The following is a 20,041-nucleotide window of genomic DNA, read 5'->3' as shown; positions in this document are numbered from 1 at the left end:
TCGAAGGATTGCATGTGGAAGGAGTAGATGCTGCCATGTTCCTGCGTCGGACGGAATCTTATGTGGTAGCTTTGCAGCAGTTGGGCCGTTGCCTGAAAGCCGGTTCGGACCGTCATCCGGTAGTACTTGACTTTGTCAATAACCTTTCGGGGCGTTCTGTTTATGAGGCTATGTCAAGGGAGTTGGCTTATCATCCGGCGATCCGTGCTCCAAAAAGCTTTAAAGGCTTTATGGAGTTTGAGGTAACTGGATTTCTGTCTGATATCCGTGCCCGTGTGGATGATATGCTGGCGGAGTTGGATGCGTGGCCGGTAATGTATGAACGTTTAATCGAATATAAGGAACGTGAAGGACGCTGGCCGCAGGCAGCCGAAGGGAAGCTGGGAAACTGGTGCAACACCCAGCGGATTGCCCGGAAGAAAGGGACGTTGTCGGAAGATTATATCTTGCAGCTGGACCGGATTGGTTTCGAATGGGAGGTACAGGACAGCCGCTGGATGCAGTATTATGAAGAGTTAAAGGTTTTTATGTCCGTAGAACACCGTTGTCCCAAACGCGGTGAAAACAAACTGAATACCTGGTGCAACACCCAACGGCAGGCACGAAAGAAAGGTATCCTTTCCAATGAAAGGATACGGTTGCTCGATTCGATCGGCTTCTGGTGGGAGCAGGATCTGGATTCGCTCTGGACGGAGAACTGGCAGCAGGTACTTGCCTACTACAAAAAACACAAACGTTGGCCCAAAAGCAATGAAGGCAAAGCCGGCAGCTGGTGTAACACCCAGCGTAAGAACCGGAAACGAGGTTTACTTTCGGCTGAACGCATCGCCCGGATGGATGCCGAAGGTTTTATCTGGACTATCGATGATGTCTGGATGGAAAACTATGAAAAACTACAACAATTCTTCTCTGAAAACAACCGCTGGCCAACCGCCCGTGAGAACAAACTCGGCAGTTGGTGCTTCGTACAGCGCAGAGCCTTGAAAAAAGGCGAACTCCCTCCTACCCGTAAAGATCTTCTGGATAAGATCGCATTCCCCTGGAACTTAAAATAAAAAACGGGAAACTGCCGCTGCAGCCTCCCGCTTCCTAATAAACTACATAAAACACTTAAAAGAACAAACTTCTATTTTAGAACGCAACACCGAAGCGCACTCCCCAGTTGTTTATTCCATCCATGGAATAAGTCAGGACTTTACTTTTGTTTGTTGCATAATTATAGTAAGCAGCTACGTGCAAACCGAATTTCTTTTCAGGAGTAAAGAAAATATTCATACCAACTTCAGGAGCTACATAGAATCCCCATTGACGGTCGTACACTTTCATTACATTCATATAAGTCGACATTTCACTGTATTCTGCACCTAATTTAGCTGAAACATAAGGTTCAAACTGTCCTTCACGGGTAAAGCTATAACGGAATGCAGCACCAAAAGGCAACTGGAATAAAGAATGTTGCTGATCAGAAGTGATAGCAGATGTTTCGCTTACGTTGAGTGTCTGACGGTCAATATATTTATTGTTCGTGTGATAAGAAATAAATGCACCTACTGCAAAATTAGGAACCACATAATAACCGGCTTCACCGTGAGCACCCCAACCGCTTGTCTTGTCGGCAAAGTCATTACCGAACGGAGAGTTGATATCCCAGTCGATATTGAAATACATATTGTTTACTACCTGGGCGCCAGCCAGTGAAGGAATCGCTAAACAGGCGATAAGTAAAGCGACTAATTTTATTGATTTATTTATCTTTTTCATAAGACTCAAATTTTACTGATTCGCGTTTAATTATTTCCTGATATATGGTGATTGAACAAATGCCTGATCAATTGCACGGATGGATAGCTGAGTATCGATCTTATTTGAACCGGACAATAAACCTGCCATATATGAAGTCCAGATAACCGGTAACTTTGCATCAGCAGTCTTTGGTGTCGGAGATTTCAGGTCGACCATTTCAGCAAGCAGTGAACCTACGCTGTAGCTGTAAACAACAGGGTACGGATAATACCAGTCGTGCCAGTCATAACCCCATGTCGGTCCCCATCCCGGTCTCCAGTAATTAGGTGCCCAATAACCTGGGTAACCCCACCACCAATAATTGTTGTCATACCAGTTTGTAAAATAATTTACATTTTCAACAAAAGAAACCTGCAAACCCAGGTCTGCTTCTTCTTTGTCCATTGTGCGAGTGTAACCACGGCTTTCCATGTTACTGATAATTGTGGAAGTGATATCGTCTGCTTCAGTTGCTGTCCAGTACTGAGGCTTCTCGCTGTTGCCAATTACCAGTACACTATCAGGAATGTAGAATGTGGTGAAAGACTTGAAATCGGTCTTACTATCATGATTTGTGTACACCACGAAATCATTATCCAGCTTTGACATATCCGGATCTTTCTGACAAGATGCCAGTAAAAGGATCAACAAGAAAAAAGGAATAATCTTTTTCATCTCATTTTAACGTTTAAAACAGTTTATACTATTATTTGTGCTTATATATAAGTTACTCATGAAACAACAAGAAATTAAAAAAGGTTCTCTTCGATGTTATTTTGACTGTGTTAATTAACTTGTTGTAAGACTTCAAAACGCTCGTAAACGATAGTTAAAACGAGAAAAGGCCCGGAATAACTTACGCTATTCCAGGCCTTTCGATTATCTTTTAAAATAAATATTTATTTCAATGTCCCCTGTTGAGCATCCTGTATCATCTTTTCGTTGGCAAGGATCAGGATTTCCACACGGCGGTTCAGTGCACGTCCTTCCGGAGTGTCGTTGCTGGCAACAGGATCGTGAACGCCTTTACCTTCATATTCCATGCGGCGACCGCTTACACCTTGGTCGACCATCATATAGTCGTATACGCTTTTAGCACGTTTTTCCGACAAAGTCTGGTTGTAGTCTACCTTACCGGTGTTATCGGTATAACCAACGATCTTGATGTCGGTATCCGGATTTTCGTTTAGGCTAACAGCCAGTTTACGCAATGCGCTACGTGAAGCATCACTCAGTGTACTTGAATTAGTGGCAAACAGAATACCTGAATCGAAAGTTACTTTCAGGGCTTCACCGTTATTGATGGTTTCAACAGTCGTTTCGGGAGGAAGGGTTGCTTCCAGTTCCTTCTTCTGTTTATCCATCTTCTTACCGATCAAAGCACCGGCCGTACCACCGACAGCGGCTCCGATAACTGCTCCTAATGCTGTATTACCGGCCAATGCACCGATACCAGCTCCGGCTGCTGCACCACCACCTACTCCGATAGCGGTTCCTTTTGCCGTATTATTCCATGTTCCACAACTTGTAAAGACTACTGCCATGCATAGCAGTACAGATAATAGTTTTAAATGTTTCATCTTTTTGCTCTTTTATAAACTTTATATGAATATAACAGTTTATCAATCGAACATGTTGATAGAATCGCAATATTCAAGCTCGCCCTGTACAATAAAGCCTATTGCCTCGGGATCGAATTTGCCAACACCATCCTTCTGCGCATTCTTTACTACATATTCAATCAATTCATCCTCATCTATTTCAATGTCGGCATCATCGTCAGCATCGTCGTTCAGATAACCGCGTGATTCGTAGAATCGTAGATCAGGTCCACAATATAATTGATATCGTCATTGCTGAATTTGCCTTTCAATTCCTGAGGAAGATAGTTCTGAATAAATTTTACAGATTCGTCTTCATCGTAAATCAAATCGTCTTTGTCGCTCATAACTTTTTCAGTTTAATTGGTTACATACTTATGCAAAGATATTGCTTTAATTGAGATTTAAAAAGAATTATATGCTATTTGATCAAATCGTCCAAAGCATTGTTTCCTTCCTTCAATATGTTGTCGATGATGCCATGCTTTGTCTGGATTGTCAGATAAGTGGCTTTCAACTTTGTGATGCCTATCATTTCATCTGTAGAAAGTTCGGAACTATACTTATCATATTTTGTTTCGGCAAATTCGATATATTTCTTTTCCGCTTCTTCCCAATCTGCCTTAGAATACTTATCAGCACCAGCCTGTACTTTTTCTACGAACTTCGTGAAGTCCTTTACATACGAATCTTTAGATTCCCCGCAACCGCTTAATGTAAAGAGAGCCATCACAGCAACCATCATCATTAAAAACCTTTTCATATTCTTTTCCTTTTTAGATTAATGTTGCAAATGTAAACAAAAAAAGACCCGGATTTACAACAAACCCGAGTCTTAATCAATTTTCAATTTTTAATTTTCAATTCTTAAAGACCAGCCCCTCCCCTTCGCGATCGATCGTGATCGGACGGTTCTTGTCGATCTTCATGCCCAGAATTTCCTTCGACAGTTCGTTGAGGACATATTTCTGGATGGCACGTTTCACAGGACGGGCACCGAACTGGGAATCGTAACCGGCATCCGAGATAAAGTCGAGAGCGGCATCGGTAAAGTTCAAAGCGATACCGTTGTTTGCCAGCATCTTTTTCACACCGTTCAACTGTAAGGTGACGATCTTGCGGATCTCTTCCTCGTTCAACGGAGTGAACATGATGATCTCGTCGATACGGTTCAGAAATTCCGGACGAATGTTCTTCTTCAACAATTCCAGTACCTGAATACGGGTTTCATCGATCACCTTTTCACGGTTGTCGGGTGTAATCTTCTCGAAACTTTCACGGATCAGCGATGAGCCCATATTGCTGGTCATGATGATGATGGTATTCTTGAAGTTTACGACACGGCCCTTGTTGTCCGTCAGACGCCCGTCATCCAATACCTGCAAAAGAATATTGAATACATCCGGATGCGCCTTTTCGATCTCGTCGAAGAGAACAACAGAGTATGGCTTACGACGGATAGCTTCCGTCAACTGGCCTCCTTCATCGTAACCAACATATCCCGGAGGTGCACCTATCAAACGGGTCGCACTGAATTTTTCCTGATATTCGCTCATATCGATACGCGTCATCATGTTTTCATCGTCAAACAGATATTCCGCCAACGCTTTGGCCAGCTCTGTCTTACCGACACCTGTCGTACCGAGGAAGATAAAGGAACCAATCGGACGTTTCGGGTCCTGCAATCCGGCACGGCTACGACGTACGGCATCGGCTATCGCACTGATTGCCTCATCCTGACCGATCACACGGGTATGCAGTTCATCTTCCAAACGAAGCAGTTTGTCCCTTTCGCTCTGCAACATCTTATTAACAGGGATACCTGTCCAACGGGATACTACATCGGCAATATCTTCGCTGTCGACTTCCTCCTTGATCATGGCAGCAGCACCTTGCATCGTATGCAATTTGGCCTGTACTTCCTTGATCTCTTCTTCTTTGGCTTTTACTTTACCGTAACGGATTTCGGCCACTTTACCGTAGTCGCCTTCGCGTTCGGCTTTGTCGGCTTCGAATTTCAGGTTCTCGATGTCTATCTTGTTCTGCTGAATCTTGTTGATCAATTCTTTTTCGCTTTCCCATTGAGCTTTCTGTTTTCTCTCTTCTTCTTTGAGGTTGGCGATTTCCTTGTTCAACTGTTCCAGCTTGCCTTTGTCGTTCTCACGTTTGATCGCTTCGCGTTCGATTTCCAACTGTTTGATACGACGGGTTACTTCGTCCAATGATTCCGGTACGGAATCTACCTGCAAACGCAGACGGGCGGCAGCCTCATCCATCAAGTCGATTGCCTTATCCGGCAAAAAACGGTCGGTGATATAACGGCTTGAAAGCTGGACGGCCGAAATGATTGCGTCGTCTTTGATACGAACCTTATGGTGGTTTTCGTATTTCTCCTTCAAACCACGCAGGATAGAAATAGTATCCAGTTCATCCGGCTCTTCGACCATGACCACCTGAAAACGACGCTCCAGGGCTTTATCCTTTTCAAAATATTTTTGATACTCATCCAGGGTAGTCGCACCAATGGAACGCAATTCGCCACGTGCCAGTGCCGGCTTCAGGATATTGGCGGCATCCATAGCACCGTCGCCCTTTCCGGCCCCTACCAATGTATGTATTTCATCAATAAAGAGGATAATCTCACCTTCCGATTTGGTTACTTCATTAACAACCGACTTCAAACGTTCCTCAAATTCACCTTTATATTTGGCACCGGCAATCAAAGCTCCCATATCCAAAGAAAAAATCTGTTTCGATTTCAAATTCTCCGGAACGTCGCCACGTATAATACGATGTGCCAAACCTTCGGCGATAGCGGTCTTACCGACACCCGGCTCACCGATCAGGATCGGATTGTTCTTTGTACGACGGCTCAGAATCTGCAATACACGACGGATTTCATCGTCACGGCCAATCACCGGGTCGAGCTTGCCGCTACGGGCACGTTCGTTCAGGTTGATAGCGTATTTGCTCAATGAGTCGTATGTATCTTCTGCGGACTGACTGGTTACCTTATTACCTTTACGCAATTCTTCGATCGCTTTTTTCAGTTCATTTTCCGTCACACCTGCATCTTTCAAGATCTGTGAAGCAGTACTCTTTACGGTGAATAAAGCGAGGATGATATGTTCCAGGGAAACATACTGGTCGCCCATCTTACCGGAATAGTCGATTGCTTTCTGCAAAACGGCATTCGATTCGCTTGACAGATAAGGTTCACCGCCGGATACTTTCGGATAGGATTCTATCTGACGATCCAGCACCATGTTCAGATTCTGGATATTCACACCCAGTTTCTGGAAAAGGAAGTTCGTTACGCTCTCGCCCGTCATAATGACAGCCTTAAGCAAATGAACAGGCTCAATCACTTGCTGGTTGTTCTTCTGAACCAACAGAACGGCCTGCTGAACAGCTTCCTGCGATTTGATTGTAAAATTGTTTAAATTCATATGCTATATTATTTTCTTGTTATCTTTATTATTTTCAAATTTCACTGATATATCTACAAAAGAAATACCAGAATAAAAATAAGACATTTTGTCATATTTATATAAAATCAGAGAAAGACACCCTGTCGTTCAGTCGGAAGTAACGACACATTACGTACTTTCGGAGAGAAAACAACAAGAAAGCAAAAAAGGTTTGCCGGATAGTGTTATATTCGCTCCGAAAACTGGATCTGAGGATTGCTTCTTTACAGGATTCTCCGCTTTATCTTTTGATGATTCAAGAGACCCGGTAGCCTCTATCGCCCTAGCTTCAATCGTTTTACGTTCAATGGCTGTTATCTCTTTCCGCTTATCTTCCCAATACAATTTATCCCGTGCGATAGATTGCAAGAAGTTATCCATATTGATAAAATCCTCACCCATTTTAGCAGACGAATCGACAATAATATCTTCCGGAAGACCGATCCTGCGGGCTACTTCAACAGCAAACGAACTTCCCGGACTGCCGATGGAAAGCCTGTATAACGGCTGCATGCGTTCGGCATCGTAAAGCATGGCTCCGTTCACAACCCCGTCGGTCTCATAGGCAAAATGCTTCAGGTTCTGGAAATGGGTTGTTATTACCCCAAAGCTATGCTTCCGGTTAAACCGGTCGAGTATGGTTTCAGCGATAGCGCCTCCGATTTGCGGTTCTGTACCGCTACCAAATTCATCTATCAGGATAAGCGTTTTATTATCACAGTTTTCTACAAAAAACTTCATATTGGTCAGATGCGAAGTATAGGTACTAAGACTATTTTCTATACTCTGCCCGTCTCCTATATCGACAAAGATATGATCGAAAATACCTGTCCGCGAACTTTCATCCACAGGGATAAGAAGTCCGCACTGCAACATATATTGCAGCAAGGCAACCGTTTTCAGACAGAGGGACTTACCTCCTGCGTTTGCTCCGGAAACGATCAGTAACCTGTCCTTCCTGTTCAACCTGATATCCAAAGGGAATGCTTCCTTATTCTGTTGACGCAACTGTATATTCAGCAGCGGATGCACAGCCTGTATCCATTCCACCTGTTGTTCATTTTCAAAGACCGGTTTGATCCCATTGATACGCAGGGCAAATGAAGCTTTGGCACGGATAAAGTCCATTTCGCCCATAAAGTGATAGGAGCGCATCAGATCAGCAAGATGCGGGCGTACCAGATTTGTAAATTCGATCAATATCCTTGCAACCTCACGGCGCTCATCGTTCTCCAATTCACGAAGACGGCTACTGGCTGCTGCCACTGCTTCCGGTTCAATAAATACTGTTTTACCACTGCCTGAATCGGCATGTACCACGCCTTTGATCTTTCGTTTATTGGCTGCATTGACCGGAATCAACATATGGCCTTCACGCAGACTGGGTTGTGCATCCCTGCCGATAAGTCCTGCCGCCTGTGCCTCCCGTATCGCTATCTGCATATTGCGGGTAATGGCTTTAGCGGCTTCGGCTTTGTCCCTGCGTATATCCGCAAGCCGGCGCGAAGCATTATCTTTCACCTGGCAGGATTTATCCAATATGGAATTGGCTTTATCAATTAACAAAGGGAAAACGGTTATCCGACCGGCCATAAATGTCAATGAAGGATACTTCATTCTTCCGGTATCCGTCCTGGCATTATGCAGAAAGGCTACTATATCGCTGATAGTCTGAAGAGAATTCATCAACCCGGCTATTTCTTCTTCCGAAAGCCATGCCGTTATATCCTCTCCTATCCGTTGCAGGGTATCGCGGACATCCAAAAAGAAATCGACCGGGAAATCTTCTTTATTACGCAAGATTTGTAAAAACTCCCCTGTTTGCTCCAACCATCTGGCAATGGTGGCATAGTCTGTCGAAAAGTCCATCGCTGCGACCTTTTCTTCTCCCAGAGTACTTAAACATTTTTCTGTAACAAACTGACGAATTGTATCTATACCTATTCTTTGTTCAAAATTATTCGGGTAAATCATGTTCTCATTACTATATAGCATTGGCCGTCCATCAAATTTATAGACCAATATCTGTTTATAAAATAGTTTATTTAGAAAATGAGATTATCCATATTCCGACAGAATACCAACAAAACGATTGATCCGCCTCTCGCAAATATGCGAAGCTGACCGTTAGTATAATGACATCTCAAAGACCGGAGATGTGAACTCGAAATACGGATTTATACCGATGCACTAAACATAAAAAGGTTATTATATTGTTTTATTTACTCTGTTCGTACCGCAAAGATAGTTTGTTTTTTTAGATTTACAAGAGGCTTTCTGTCTTTGAGTCATTTTTTTAAGACCTTTGCGCTCAGACATTTCCAGTTTGAACGCATTATCTATTATGCAATTATGATGAAAAAAAGTATATCCGTCTTATTATTATTCTGTACATTCATATGCTTGTCATGTAACAAGTACCTCTTGAATGAAAAAGACAAGGAAGAAGAAAAAGAGGATATTTTTATTGAAGCATTCGACGGCTTTACAGACGTAGACCTATCCAAACGGAGCAATTGGATATTGGCAATGAATTATTCTTACATATATGATTACACTATAGACGGGAAAATGATTAAATCTTTTCCCAAAGATGAACCCTGTTATATTCCAGGCTTATTTATAGGAACAAACAACAATGGCGAAGACTGGCTTGCTCCGGGAGCTGGTCCGTTTATACTCTTTGCCTCACCTAGTTTTTACTCCAATTTCATATACGGAACTTCCGATACTGCCTCTATAAAGATTTTTGATCAAACAACCGAAGAAAAGTTATTAGCAGCCGATTGTCTATATTGTCAATATTCAGGAAAAGCATCTATAAGCATTTCCGGTACTCTGGTTCATTACAATGCTTTATTGGATTTGAATTGAAGAATGTTCCGGCCTCCGCTACTGTCATGCTGGACAACCAGATGTCAATCAAACCATTCAGGGACAAAAAGAACCCACAACATTATAAAGCGATTGTATTTGCTTATTGGGGGGAGGAATATTCACAAGTACATATAACAATGAACAACAAGACTTACATTGTCAAATTAATTCCTCATATTAACTTGCCCGATGAAAATAGTTATGCAACCCCAAGTATATCCCGCCACATAAAAAGTGATACATATTACAAATTCACCTTGTCTTTTGACAAAGAGAAGGATACATTTACTATTGGGGATATACAGAATGAGGTATGGAGTAAAGTTTCTATTTTATAGGTTATACCCCATATTATAAGACTCAACAAGCGATGCCCTTCATTTGTAGCATATTATTATAAAGTTAACGGATATAAATCATAAAATAAAAGGACTGTTTTATCGGCATCTTCCAGTATATCTTCTTTTCTTAGGTACTCGAAACCATTCTTTAAGTAAAAAGGAAGGGCTATCCGCAAGGCATCAACAGTAATAAAACCACATCCCGTTCTATTATCGGTAACAAACATTTTCTTGATAAAGAAGAGTATATCAGAACCCAAATGTTCATGTTGATACTTTTTACTTACAGCAAGTCTACCTATTTTCACTGCTGGATAATCATTCCTATGCTTTGCATGAGGAAAACGTTTTTTTATTCTGCGCCACGTAGCTTTATCACTCTCCGGGATAGATATTTTATCATTAGACAAACTAAAATAGGCAACAATGTCATCATCTGAAACCATTAGATAAGTAACAGAAAGCAAGCGTTGTTTATAAGGTAACGCATCTTCTACCAGAAAATTATTCAGATCATTATCTCCACAGTCAAAAGGTCTTAGCTGATAATTTTCCGATAACTTAATTATTCGGAAATTGGATCTCATACTTCTAAAATTTAAATGTCATCATTTTATTTATTCGTTGAAATCCTTCGTTCATTCGTTCCAGTTCTTCTTTACTGGCCTTTTTGCGCTGTTCTATTTTATAAATAAAATTGACAGCATCTTCGCCCTTTAGGACAGGTGTTGGTTTAATTTGTCGTGCCATAATATTTAATATTTTAGTCGTACAAAGTTAACAAGAAATTTCTTTCACAACAATCAATTGACCTATTATTTCATTAAACTTTTCCGGTATTCGTTTTTTGATTTCCCGCTTTATATCTTCCGGCATTCCATAATAAGCCTCTGCAATCCCGCCTGTTATGCAAGCCAGCGTATCGCTATCGCCACCCAGCGAAACAGCCAGACGAATGGCATGCTCAAAATCCGAACTATCCAGAAAGGCAATGATCGCTTCGGGAACGGTTCCCTGGCAACTAACATCAAAAGAATAGTCCGGACGAACGTCATCACAGGAACGGTCCAGGTCGTAAGAAAAGACGGTTTCTATATATTGCTTGATCTCCTGTTTGCACTTTCCGCTTCGTGCCAGGAAAATAGCGGCAGCAGTGGCTTGTGCTCCTTTTATCCCTTCGGGGTGATTATGAGAGACAATAGCCGTTTCCTTAGCCACTTCCAATGTCTTTTCCAATGAATCGAATTTCCATCCGACAGCACTTACCCGCATCGCCGAACCATTTCCCCAACTATTATAAGGTAACGGATTCTCTTCCATAAGCCAGTAACTGAAACGGCCACCATAACCGCCCATCGGACAAGGATATTCAGCTGAATACCGCTGCATAACCTTCACCAGGTCTCCCCCATTCAACAACCAGTCCGCAACGGCTACTGTCATGATTGTATCGTCGGTATAATCGCTTTCGTCCGTAAACAGCGGGAAGTCCGTTGTCTTTATATTATCAAACTCATAAACGGAGCCAATGATGTCTCCAGCTATTGCACCTGTCATAATTCTATCTTTTACAAAGTTTCAATTTATTATTCACTAACAATCCTGTCCGAACAAAACTTCTTCCGTTTACAGGTCTTACAGGGAATCCCCATCCACAAACAGTCAAATTGGTCGACAGCCTCTTTCACCAGTTCTTCCACCGAAGTAAATATTCCCGCTTCAAAGTTGCGGTTATCTTTTCCTTTCATACCCAAAGCGGCTCCCGTTAAGTTTGCCGACCCAATATAGGCCTGCTTCAAGTCGAATATCAACAGCTTGAAATGGACACGCGGACACAATACACGTTCCATCCGGCTCCAAAGCAAGGGATATTTATCGAAGTCGTCCCGAAAGTTCTGTCCCGGTTCTTTGGCATGGACCAGACGGACCTCCACACCTTCCTTCACCTTTTGTTCCAGTAGTTTCAACAGAGGGACGGCATTCTTTCCTTCCTTGATATAAAGGTCCTTAATATCGGCCGTCCCGATCCAGATCGTCCGCCTGGCTTGCCGGATAGCTTCGATAAAGAAGGTATAATGTTGTTCGTTTTTAATGTACTGTAGCATAAATAGTAACTTCTCTGATATTGGCCGCAATTAATCGATTGGTGCCGTTACGGTAAAAGGTGTATTACAGGCATTTATAGCTGCCTGTTGGCATATTCTAAAATTCTTTTCCGTAACAGAGTTATCTCCATACACATCAAGGAAAGGAGTATCAGAAAGTTCGACTTTGTAAATAGAGGTTATTAATGCCTGAAACAGCGTGCAAGAGGCAGTATATCGACCTATACCACAATCAAGATGACGATAATCTCTCGTTATATCCAACGGAGAATTGTTCAAGCTCGTATTTCTTAAGTTCTGGATTGCGGTACCGACCGGCACCAGTATATCCACCTCAGATTGGTTCATCATTACTTTCGTCGCATTGATGATGGCTTTGTACATCTTCTGTTGATTATATCCGTACTTGCCAAAATATTCTTCCTGACATCCGGTTCCATATGCCCAGGGCATTTGCCAGGCAATAACAGGTTTGGATTTACGACATTCGTTTTTTGCAATATCAATCAAACTGGAAAGAACAGGCTGATAAGTCTGATACCTTCCCGCATCATAAGAAACTTGTTGAAAGGTTATGATATTCCAGTCAGCATACTGTAATGCTTGCTTCAATGTAAAATTATCCGATATAGTCATCCACTCCATTTGATCATTTGTAACTTGATATATACCGATGGGAGAATTCTCCATATAACCTTCATAAAACTTTCTTAGAGAAGCTCCTCCCGCAATGAGGTGACCGATACAAATATGACTCAAACCGACTGATTTAATAATCCTTGGCAACCCACTTGTCGCATCTTCCGTAAAACTATTACCAATGCATAATATTTTCAACGCAGCAGGATTGACAGGAAGATGTTGCTTCTTATCAGACAAATGATTATTACTTTTCTGCCTCATAAACCGGAGGATCGTTCTGTCGGTATAATAAAAATAGAAGAAATGCCTTGACTCTATTATATTTTTAAGGACAGGGATGTCAGGCATATCCAAAGGCATGCCGGCCTGTATAGTCGTACTTTTTTCGTTTATCGACCAATTTCCTCTGCCATCGACATCTATAGACTGAAGGTTTGATTCGGAATTTGGTATGTTCGATAGGGCCTTTATATCGGTATTGACTCCATTGATCAACCAATTATTATTGTTTCCGATAGTTGTATAAAAGACTTTCTTTCCGGCGGGAAAAGAGATGACACTATTATCGCTGAACACAATCTCGAAGAAACCGGACGTTTGCTTAATTTCCCGAATGGACAAATCATTTTGCAAAGCCTGAAATAACAGTTCCTGAGAGACCCCAACCCAATCATCGCCTTCCTCTTTTTCCGCACATGAAATATTCAAAAGGAAAAACAAGCAAGCGAACAAAACATGTATCCTCATACCAACATTCATTTTATGCAGGCAAATATATAATATAACTTGATTTAACGGATTTCTAAATAAAATAAATTAAACGCATAAAGATTTAACAACAGCACCAAGTTGTATTTGTTATTGTTACTTTTACCTGTTGAAACAGATAAATAAATTAGTATGCTGATTATATTGACCTCGGCCAAAACAATGACCGGTACATCCAAAATAAAAGCTCCTGCCGGGACGATGCCGCGTTTCGCACAGGAAGCGAATGAAATAGCCCTGAATATGGCACAGTTCTCTACCGACGACCTGAAAAAGATTCTGAAACTGAATCCCAAACTGGCATTGGAGAATTACAACCGGTTTCAGGAATTCCATACCGCAGAGGTACACTCCTTACAGGCATTACTGGCTTATACCGGAGTTGTTTTCAAGAATATCAACCCCAAAGATTTCACGGAAGATGATTTCCTGTATGCAAACGACCATCTGAGGATCGCCTCCATCTGCTACGGACTGCTGCGTCCGCTCGACCTGATCAAGCCTTACCGGATGGAATATGAGGTGAAGCTGCCGGAGCTGGGAGAAGGAAATATGTATAATTATTGGCGTCCGCGTCAGACAGAACTGCTGATCGACGAAGTAAAAAAGAGCGATAACATCCTGATAAACCTTGCCAGCCAGGAAATACAGGGGGCGTACGACTGGAAGAAAGTCGGGAGCACCGTCCGCATCATCACACCGGAGTTCAAGGTATGGAAAGACGGAAAAGCGCAGACTATCGTGATCTACATGAAGATGGCCCGCGGCAGATGACACGATATATACTGAAAAACAGGATCACTGATCCGGAAGCTCTCAAAAACTTCTCTTGGGAAGGATTTACCTACGACGAGAGTCTGTCGAACGGGGATAACTGGGTTTTCCTGCAAAGCTAAATGAAAAGAAATTGCCGCTTTGTTCAATAATCCGGAGATAAAAACGTTATATGTATGTTCCTTTTTAAATGAATGATGAAATGAAAAAGACCTGTTTGCTATTACTTTTGCTCGTTGGAATAATCTACATAAACGAAGGTTACAAGATTATAAGCGAAGATATGCCGGTGAAAAGCACCACCGAAGGCTCCCTCTCAGACGTTGCCGACGAAGTGATCGCCATTCCGCTGGAAACAACATCCGACTGCCGGCTGAAACATGCCACACAGATCAAGCGCGACAGGAATGAATTGTTCCTGGTAAGCAACGGCCAGCTTTTTCATTTCGACTGCTCCGGCAAATTCCTTAGCCGGATCACCAGTAATAAGCATTTCCTGGTTACCGATTACGTCATCGATCCGCTCGAAAAACAACTGATCGTCATGGACGACCGGGAAAACGTTTATTATTATGATTACGACGGGACGTTGCTGGAAAGGAAAAGCCTTGCCGGAATCAATCCGTTGAAAACCCCTACTCGCCTGATGTACCATAACCGCCATATATGGATGACGGCACAATCGTTGTCACCCTCCGAAGAGGGGACCGGCAAACAATGTGTCAACCAGTGGCTCTATAAGTTCGATACGACATTCAACCTGCAGGATGCCCGCAAACTGACGGCTGCCGACCTGGGACGGTTCTATCTGGGTGCCTGCTTCTCTACCGAACTGTCCGTTACCAACGGGAATGTCTACGCCTATTCGCCTTCCACCCAGCCGGACGAGTTACTGGCGGATACGCTTTACCTGATCAGACGGAACAAACTGAATATACATGAGGAATATTCTTCAATCTTACCCCTCTGCATAGCCGGACGTTATTTGGTTTCCACTTACTCGGACGCAACTGATACGGATAAGAATTATACGTTCTGTTACGATCGCCGGGAAGACTATGCCTATAATGTTACAGGAGGCTTCGAAGATAATTTCTACCATACGGGAAGGGTTCCCGACCTGAAATCACTGAATATTTATAATAATTCTTTCTGTTATTGCCGTTCAGGAGAAGAAGTAAAGAAAGCATTCCCGGATCGTACGGAAGAAGATAATCCGGTGCTGTTCATTGTTAGGATGAAGGCATAATGAAGGATAAGGTAATTATAGCAAAATAGATATTTCAAATATTGTCAGATTTGAGCTATCCGATTATTGATCGGTTGTACCTGGCTCCCCTCTTGAGAGGGGGAAGGGGGTGTGTTATTGTTTAGCCCTATAACTAGCTTTAACACACCCCTTATCCCCTCTCAAGAGGGGAATTAGTTACTCCCGTCACTATAAACAGATAGTTCAATTTTTCCTAAATTGGCACATTGGCATATTACCACATTGGCTCATTATTTCCTAAGAATGAAATTATTCTACTACAATTACCCCCCTCTTTATCAGAACAATCTGCCGCAAAAGCGCAGTTTCATAACCGGATAAACAGTCAGTTTATCTATGATTTTTGTGAAACTGTCGTCTCCGTCGGTTGAAGTACTACCCAGGATTCCGGCGTCCGTATACACTTTGGGAGTTCCGTGGAACTGAACACCTAATTCAAACTGTACGCCGATACGCTTTTTAGGAACTGCACGTCCGAAACCTACTCCCAGATAAGGACGGAATCCGGCTGCTTTAAGACCGCCGGCGATATTACCATCCTTGTCTACCGGGATTGTCTGATCACCGATAACAATACCGGCCTTTCCACCTTCGTTCACATATTCCTTCAACTCATCACTGTGGCCAGTGATCTTCACTAACTTGGAACCGCCGAAATAAGCACCGGCCGTCACAAAGAAAGAAGAACTCAGGAACGGATAGTAGTTCACCAATAATTCTCCGGAAGCACGGCTCATACTACCTTTAAGGTCAAGCGTACTCGGATAGCTTCCCAGATCGGGGTCATTCAGTTCCACATCCACATCTGTGCTGATTTTAATACCCGGCATAAACGAAACACCTCCACGGATGGCAAAATGGGGAGTGACCGGAGTCGCTACATCAACGCCAATACCTGTTGTTCCGGCACTTACACCAACTGAAAGAGAATTGAAGATTCCCAATTCTTTCTGAGCGGAGACATAAGAAGAAATTACACTCATAGCTATGAGTGCACACATAAAAATTACCCTTTTCATAATCCAATAGAGTTATTATTAATACTAGCGGCTGCAAAAGTAATGAAATAAATATAACTTACATAAAAAAAGAAGTGGTACCGAAATTAATCCGATACCACTTCTTTTTTCTTATAAGGTCAAAGCGAATGTTATTCTTCTCCGCTTTCGTCTTCCTTCATATTATGGAATACATTCTGTACATCGTCATCTTCTTCCAGCTTTTCAATCAGCTTATCCAATGTTTCACGCTGTTCGGCTGTCACTTCTTTCAGATCGTTCGGGATACGAACAAACTCGCTGCTTGTGATTTCGTAACCGTTCTCTTCCAAATATTTCTGGATAGCGGAGTTCTGAGCAAATTCGCCGTAAATAACGACTTCTTCTTCGTCTTCGTCTACTTCATCCACTCCATAATCGATCAGTTCCAGTTCCAGGTCTTCCAACGAAATACCATCTTTCTTGTTGATATGGAATACACATTTATGATCGAACAGGAATTCAAGGCTGCCGCTTGTACCAGTGAGCCGCCATGTTTATTGAAATAACTGCGCACATTGGCAACCGTACGGGTTGTATTATCGGTCGCTGTTTCCACGAAGATAGCAATACCGAACGGGCCGTAACCTTCATAACTCATCTCCTTATAACCGGAGAAATCTTTTTCTACAGCACGCTTAATGGCACGTTCCACATTTTCTTTCGGCATATTCTCCTTCTTTGCATTCTGCATCAAAGCACGCAAATGGGGGTTATTCTCCGGATCAGGACCACCTGCTTTCGCAGCAATAGTGATTTCCTTACCCAGTTTTGTGAATACGCGGGCCATATTACCCCAACGTTTAAATTTTCTTGCTTTACGGAACTCAAACGCTCTTCCCATATTATATCTGTATTATATTATTATAAACTTTTGTCTTATCTCAATGATGCACCCAGTTTGCTTTCCAGATTCTTGCGAATCTTCTGCATGATCGCGTCGATCTGTTTGTCGTTCAATGTCTTCGTTTCATCTTGCAGGTAGAAACTTACGGCATACGATTTCTTTCCGTCCGGCAGGTTCTTGCCTTCGTAAACGTCGAACAGGGAAACCTCCTTCAACAGTTTGCGTTCGCTTTCTTCGGCGATCTTTTCGATCTCAGCAAACTGAACGGACTTATCCAGCAACAAAGCCAGGTCACGTTTTACTGCCAGGAATTTAGAGATCTCGGAGAATGTCACCTTATTCTTCTTTGTCTCCTTCATCAGCAATGTCCAGGACAACTCAGCATAATATACCTCGAAATCAATATCCATAGCCTTGCAGATCTTACGGTTTACGATACCGAACGTACCCAGTTCGCGGCCCGAAGTTGTTGTAATACTTACGCCTGTTGAATACATATCATTGCTCAGGTTTCCGAAGACAACCTTCTTCAGATTCACGCCCAGACGGATAAGGATATTTTCCACATAGGCTTTCAGTTCATATACGGTAGCCTTTTCATCTGCATGCGCCCAACTGTTTTCCACACGGTCGCCGCAAACCCATAATCCCAGGCGATAGTCTTCTGAGAATTCGGCCAGTGTAGCGTCTTCACGCTTCTTCTCTACATTATAATCGTAGCAGTTACCGAATTCGAAGAAACGGATATTGCCGTTCTTACGTTTCACATTATGTTCGATACTTTCCAGACCGCCGAACAACAATGTCTGACGCATACCGTTCAGGTCTGCACTCAGTGGGTTCATCAGCATAACGCAATGAGAAACCGGATAAGTAGTCAGTTCATCGTAATAAGCGGAACGTGTCAGCGAATTGTTCATAATCTCATTGAAACCTGAACCACAAAGCTGTTCAGAGATCAGGTTCTGCAGATCATAACTACGATCGGTAGCTGTCTTGTAGCTCAGGTTTGATTTTACGCTGTCGCTGAACTCTATATTATTATATCCGTAGATACGGAGGATATCTTCAATTACATCGACATCACGCTGTACGTCGATACGGTAAACCGGCACATGGATGGTCAGACCCTCAGCTGTTTCCGATACGATTTCCATCTCCAGGCTAGCCAAAATACTCTTAACGGTCTCTACCGGAATGTCCTTACCGATCAGACTGTTGATCTTGTTGTAAGTCAGTTCTACGGTATAAGGCTGTACCGGATTCGGATAAACATCCTGAATAGATCCGGTAATCTTACCACCGGCTACTTCCTGGATCAACAGAGCGGCACGTTTCAATACATAGATTGTATTGTTAGCATCCAGACCGCGTTCGAAGCGGAAAGAAGCATCGGTGTTCAAACCGAAGCGACGAGCTGTCTTACGAATCCATGTCGGATGGAAACAAGCCGATTCAAGGAATACATCCGTAGTCTGCTCCGTCACACCTGAATCCAGGCCGCCGAACACACCACCGATACACATGGCTTCTTCCGTATTGCAGATCATCAGGTCACGATCGGTCAACGTACGTTCAACACCATCCAGGGTGACGAACTTGGTACCTTCCGGCATCGTCTTCACGATCACTTTATCGCCTGTCACCTTGCCTGCATCGAATGAATGCAGAGGCTGTCCCATTTCATGCAATACATAGTTTGTTACGTCCACTACGTTATTGATAGGACGCAAACCGATTATATTCAGACGGTTTTTCAACCATTCCGGACTTTCTTTTACTGTTACGCCCTTGATCGTAACACCGGAGTAACGGGGACATGCCTCCGTATTTTCAACGATCACTTCGATAGCCGGAGTTTCATCGTCGATCTTGAAAGCGTCGACAGACGGACGTTTCAGTTCTGTCGGCTTACCGTTCTGTTTCAGGTAAGCAGCCAGGTCGCGGGCAACACCGAAATGGGAAGTTCCGTCCACACGGTTCGGAGTGATATCCACTTCCAGCACATAGTCGCTCTTTACATTATAATATTCCTTGGCAGGAGTTCCTACAACCGCATCAGCCGGAAGCACGATAATGCCGGCATGGTCTGTTCCGATACCGATCTCATCTTCCGCACAGATCATACCGTTCGACTCAACGCCACGGATTTTTGATCTTTTAATGGTAAAGACTTCGTCACCGTCATAGAGTTTCGTACCGTTCACAGCGACAACCACTTTCTGGCCTGCTGCGACATTGGGCGCACCGCAAACGATTTGCAAAGGTTCTTCCCCACCGACATTCACCGTCGTGATATGCAAGTGGTCAGAATTCGGGTGTTCCACACAAGTCAGAACTTCGCCGATAACCAGTCCTTCCAGTCCACCTTTGATCGTTTGAACTTCTTCTACTCCCCCGGTTTCCAAACCGATAGAGGTTAGTGCTGCTGATACTTCTTCGGGCTGCAAGTCGAAATCAAGATACTCTTTCAGCCAGTTGTAAGATATATTCATTGTTCTAAAATTTATTCAATCAAATTTCTATG

At 42.9% G+C, this 20,041-nt stretch carries 17 protein-coding genes and 3 pseudogenes; 5 read left to right on the top strand and 15 right to left on the bottom strand.

The window, feature by feature from the left end; genetic code table 11:
- Window positions 1-1,055 (top strand): Helicase associated domain protein (locus DXA15_RS10820; protein WP_199676283.1); only part of this gene is annotated, 1,055 nt, incomplete at its 5' end.
- Between the two features lie 76 nt (window positions 1,056-1,131).
- Here the strand turns inward: DXA15_RS10820 and DXA15_RS10815 are convergent.
- The 7 genes and pseudogenes from DXA15_RS10815 to DXA15_RS10785 all read right to left on the bottom strand — a co-directional run bounded on the left by DXA15_RS10815 (window position 1,132) and on the right by DXA15_RS10785 (window position 8,827).
- Window positions 1,132-1,761, bottom strand: a complete 630-nt coding sequence (locus tag DXA15_RS10815) for an outer membrane beta-barrel protein (RefSeq protein WP_046146718.1) — start codon at window positions 1,759-1,761, stop codon at window positions 1,132-1,134.
- A gap of 30 nt (window positions 1,762-1,791) precedes the next feature.
- On the bottom strand, window positions 1,792-2,457 hold the full coding sequence (locus DXA15_RS10810) for a DUF4136 domain-containing protein (protein ID WP_128134023.1): 666 nt from the start codon (window positions 2,455-2,457) through the stop codon (window positions 1,792-1,794).
- 224 nt (window positions 2,458-2,681) lie between these two features.
- Window positions 2,682-3,362, bottom strand: a complete 681-nt coding sequence (locus tag DXA15_RS10805) for an OmpA family protein (RefSeq protein ID WP_128134022.1) — start codon at window positions 3,360-3,362, stop codon at window positions 2,682-2,684.
- A gap of 42 nt (window positions 3,363-3,404) precedes the next feature.
- Window positions 3,405-3,730, bottom strand: a pseudogene (locus DXA15_RS10800) (hypothetical protein).
- 74 nt (window positions 3,731-3,804) lie between these two features.
- On the bottom strand, window positions 3,805-4,146 hold the full coding sequence (locus DXA15_RS10795; RefSeq protein ID WP_128134021.1) for a DUF6565 domain-containing protein: 342 nt from the start codon (window positions 4,144-4,146) through the stop codon (window positions 3,805-3,807).
- A 97-nt stretch (window positions 4,147-4,243) separates the two neighbouring features.
- Window positions 4,244-6,832 (bottom strand): ATP-dependent chaperone ClpB, encoded by a 2,589-nt coding sequence (clpB, locus tag DXA15_RS10790; RefSeq protein ID WP_128134020.1) that lies wholly within the window; start codon window positions 6,830-6,832, stop codon window positions 4,244-4,246.
- Window positions 6,833-6,982: 150 nt separating this feature from the next.
- The gene (locus DXA15_RS10785; RefSeq protein WP_309296728.1) at window positions 6,983-8,827 is read right to left on the bottom strand and encodes an endonuclease MutS2; all 1,845 of its coding nucleotides are present in this window, start codon (window positions 8,825-8,827) and stop codon (window positions 6,983-6,985) included.
- Between the two features lie 450 nt (window positions 8,828-9,277).
- Between DXA15_RS10785 and DXA15_RS10780 the strand changes: the two genes are divergently transcribed.
- Both DXA15_RS10780 and DXA15_RS10775 read left to right on the top strand, forming a co-directional pair.
- Complete coding sequence (locus tag DXA15_RS10780) at window positions 9,278-9,727, top strand: hypothetical protein (RefSeq protein WP_128134019.1); 450 nt, start codon at window positions 9,278-9,280, stop codon at window positions 9,725-9,727.
- Window positions 9,724-10,068, top strand: coding sequence for a hypothetical protein (locus DXA15_RS10775; RefSeq protein WP_128134018.1), 345 nt, complete (start codon window positions 9,724-9,726; stop codon window positions 10,066-10,068). Before DXA15_RS10780 ends, DXA15_RS10775 begins: the two co-directional genes overlap by 4 nt.
- A gap of 56 nt (window positions 10,069-10,124) precedes the next feature.
- Here the strand turns inward: DXA15_RS10775 and DXA15_RS10770 are convergent, their stop codons facing one another.
- Genes DXA15_RS10770 through DXA15_RS10755 form a run of 5 tightly spaced genes read right to left on the bottom strand, consistent with a single transcriptional unit; the run spans window position 10,125 to window position 13,565 of the window.
- Window positions 10,125-10,658, bottom strand: a complete 534-nt coding sequence (locus DXA15_RS10770) for a GNAT family N-acetyltransferase (protein ID WP_128134017.1) — start codon at window positions 10,656-10,658, stop codon at window positions 10,125-10,127.
- Window positions 10,659-10,662: 4 nt separating this feature from the next.
- Window positions 10,663-10,821, bottom strand: a complete 159-nt coding sequence (locus tag DXA15_RS25265; RefSeq protein ID WP_158579651.1) for a hypothetical protein — start codon at window positions 10,819-10,821, stop codon at window positions 10,663-10,665.
- 27 nt (window positions 10,822-10,848) lie between these two features.
- Window positions 10,849-11,628: an ADP-ribosylglycohydrolase family protein gene (locus DXA15_RS10765; RefSeq protein ID WP_128134016.1), complete on the bottom strand. Its 780-nt coding sequence runs from the start codon at window positions 11,626-11,628 to the stop codon at window positions 10,849-10,851.
- 29 nt (window positions 11,629-11,657) lie between these two features.
- Window positions 11,658-12,176, bottom strand: a complete 519-nt coding sequence (locus tag DXA15_RS10760; protein WP_128134015.1) for a phospholipase D-like domain-containing protein — start codon at window positions 12,174-12,176, stop codon at window positions 11,658-11,660.
- A 30-nt stretch (window positions 12,177-12,206) separates the two neighbouring features.
- Entirely contained in the window at window positions 12,207-13,565 is a 1,359-nt protein-coding gene (locus tag DXA15_RS10755; RefSeq protein ID WP_128134014.1) for a DUF4886 domain-containing protein, read from the bottom strand.
- Between the two features lie 153 nt (window positions 13,566-13,718).
- Here DXA15_RS10755 and yaaA point away from each other — a divergent pair.
- A pseudogene (yaaA, locus tag DXA15_RS10750) lies at window positions 13,719-14,482 on the top strand (peroxide stress protein YaaA).
- An 80-nt stretch (window positions 14,483-14,562) separates the two neighbouring features.
- Window positions 14,563-15,609: a 6-bladed beta-propeller gene (locus DXA15_RS10745; protein WP_128134013.1), complete on the top strand. Its 1,047-nt coding sequence runs from the start codon at window positions 14,563-14,565 to the stop codon at window positions 15,607-15,609.
- Window positions 15,610-15,908: 299 nt separating this feature from the next.
- On the opposite strand, the gene DXA15_RS10740 is transcribed toward DXA15_RS10745, so the two are convergent.
- The 3 genes and pseudogenes from DXA15_RS10740 to pheT all read right to left on the bottom strand — a co-directional run bounded on the left by DXA15_RS10740 (window position 15,909) and on the right by pheT (window position 20,009).
- A complete protein-coding gene (locus DXA15_RS10740) occupies window positions 15,909-16,649 on the bottom strand; it encodes a hypothetical protein (protein WP_010799921.1) in 741 nt (246 codons plus the stop codon).
- A 131-nt stretch (window positions 16,650-16,780) separates the two neighbouring features.
- Window positions 16,781-17,511, bottom strand: a pseudogene (locus DXA15_RS10735) (YebC/PmpR family DNA-binding transcriptional regulator).
- Window positions 17,512-17,546: 35 nt separating this feature from the next.
- Complete coding sequence (gene pheT, locus DXA15_RS10730) at window positions 17,547-20,009, bottom strand: phenylalanine--tRNA ligase subunit beta (RefSeq protein ID WP_128134012.1); 2,463 nt, start codon at window positions 20,007-20,009, stop codon at window positions 17,547-17,549.
- Window positions 20,010-20,041 lie beyond the last annotated feature (32 nt).

Source organism: Parabacteroides sp. AM58-2XD (assembly GCF_003463685.1).
Lineage (GTDB): Bacteria > Bacteroidota > Bacteroidia > Bacteroidales > Tannerellaceae > Parabacteroides > Parabacteroides segnis.
This window is presented reverse-complemented; position numbering and strand designations above follow the sequence as displayed.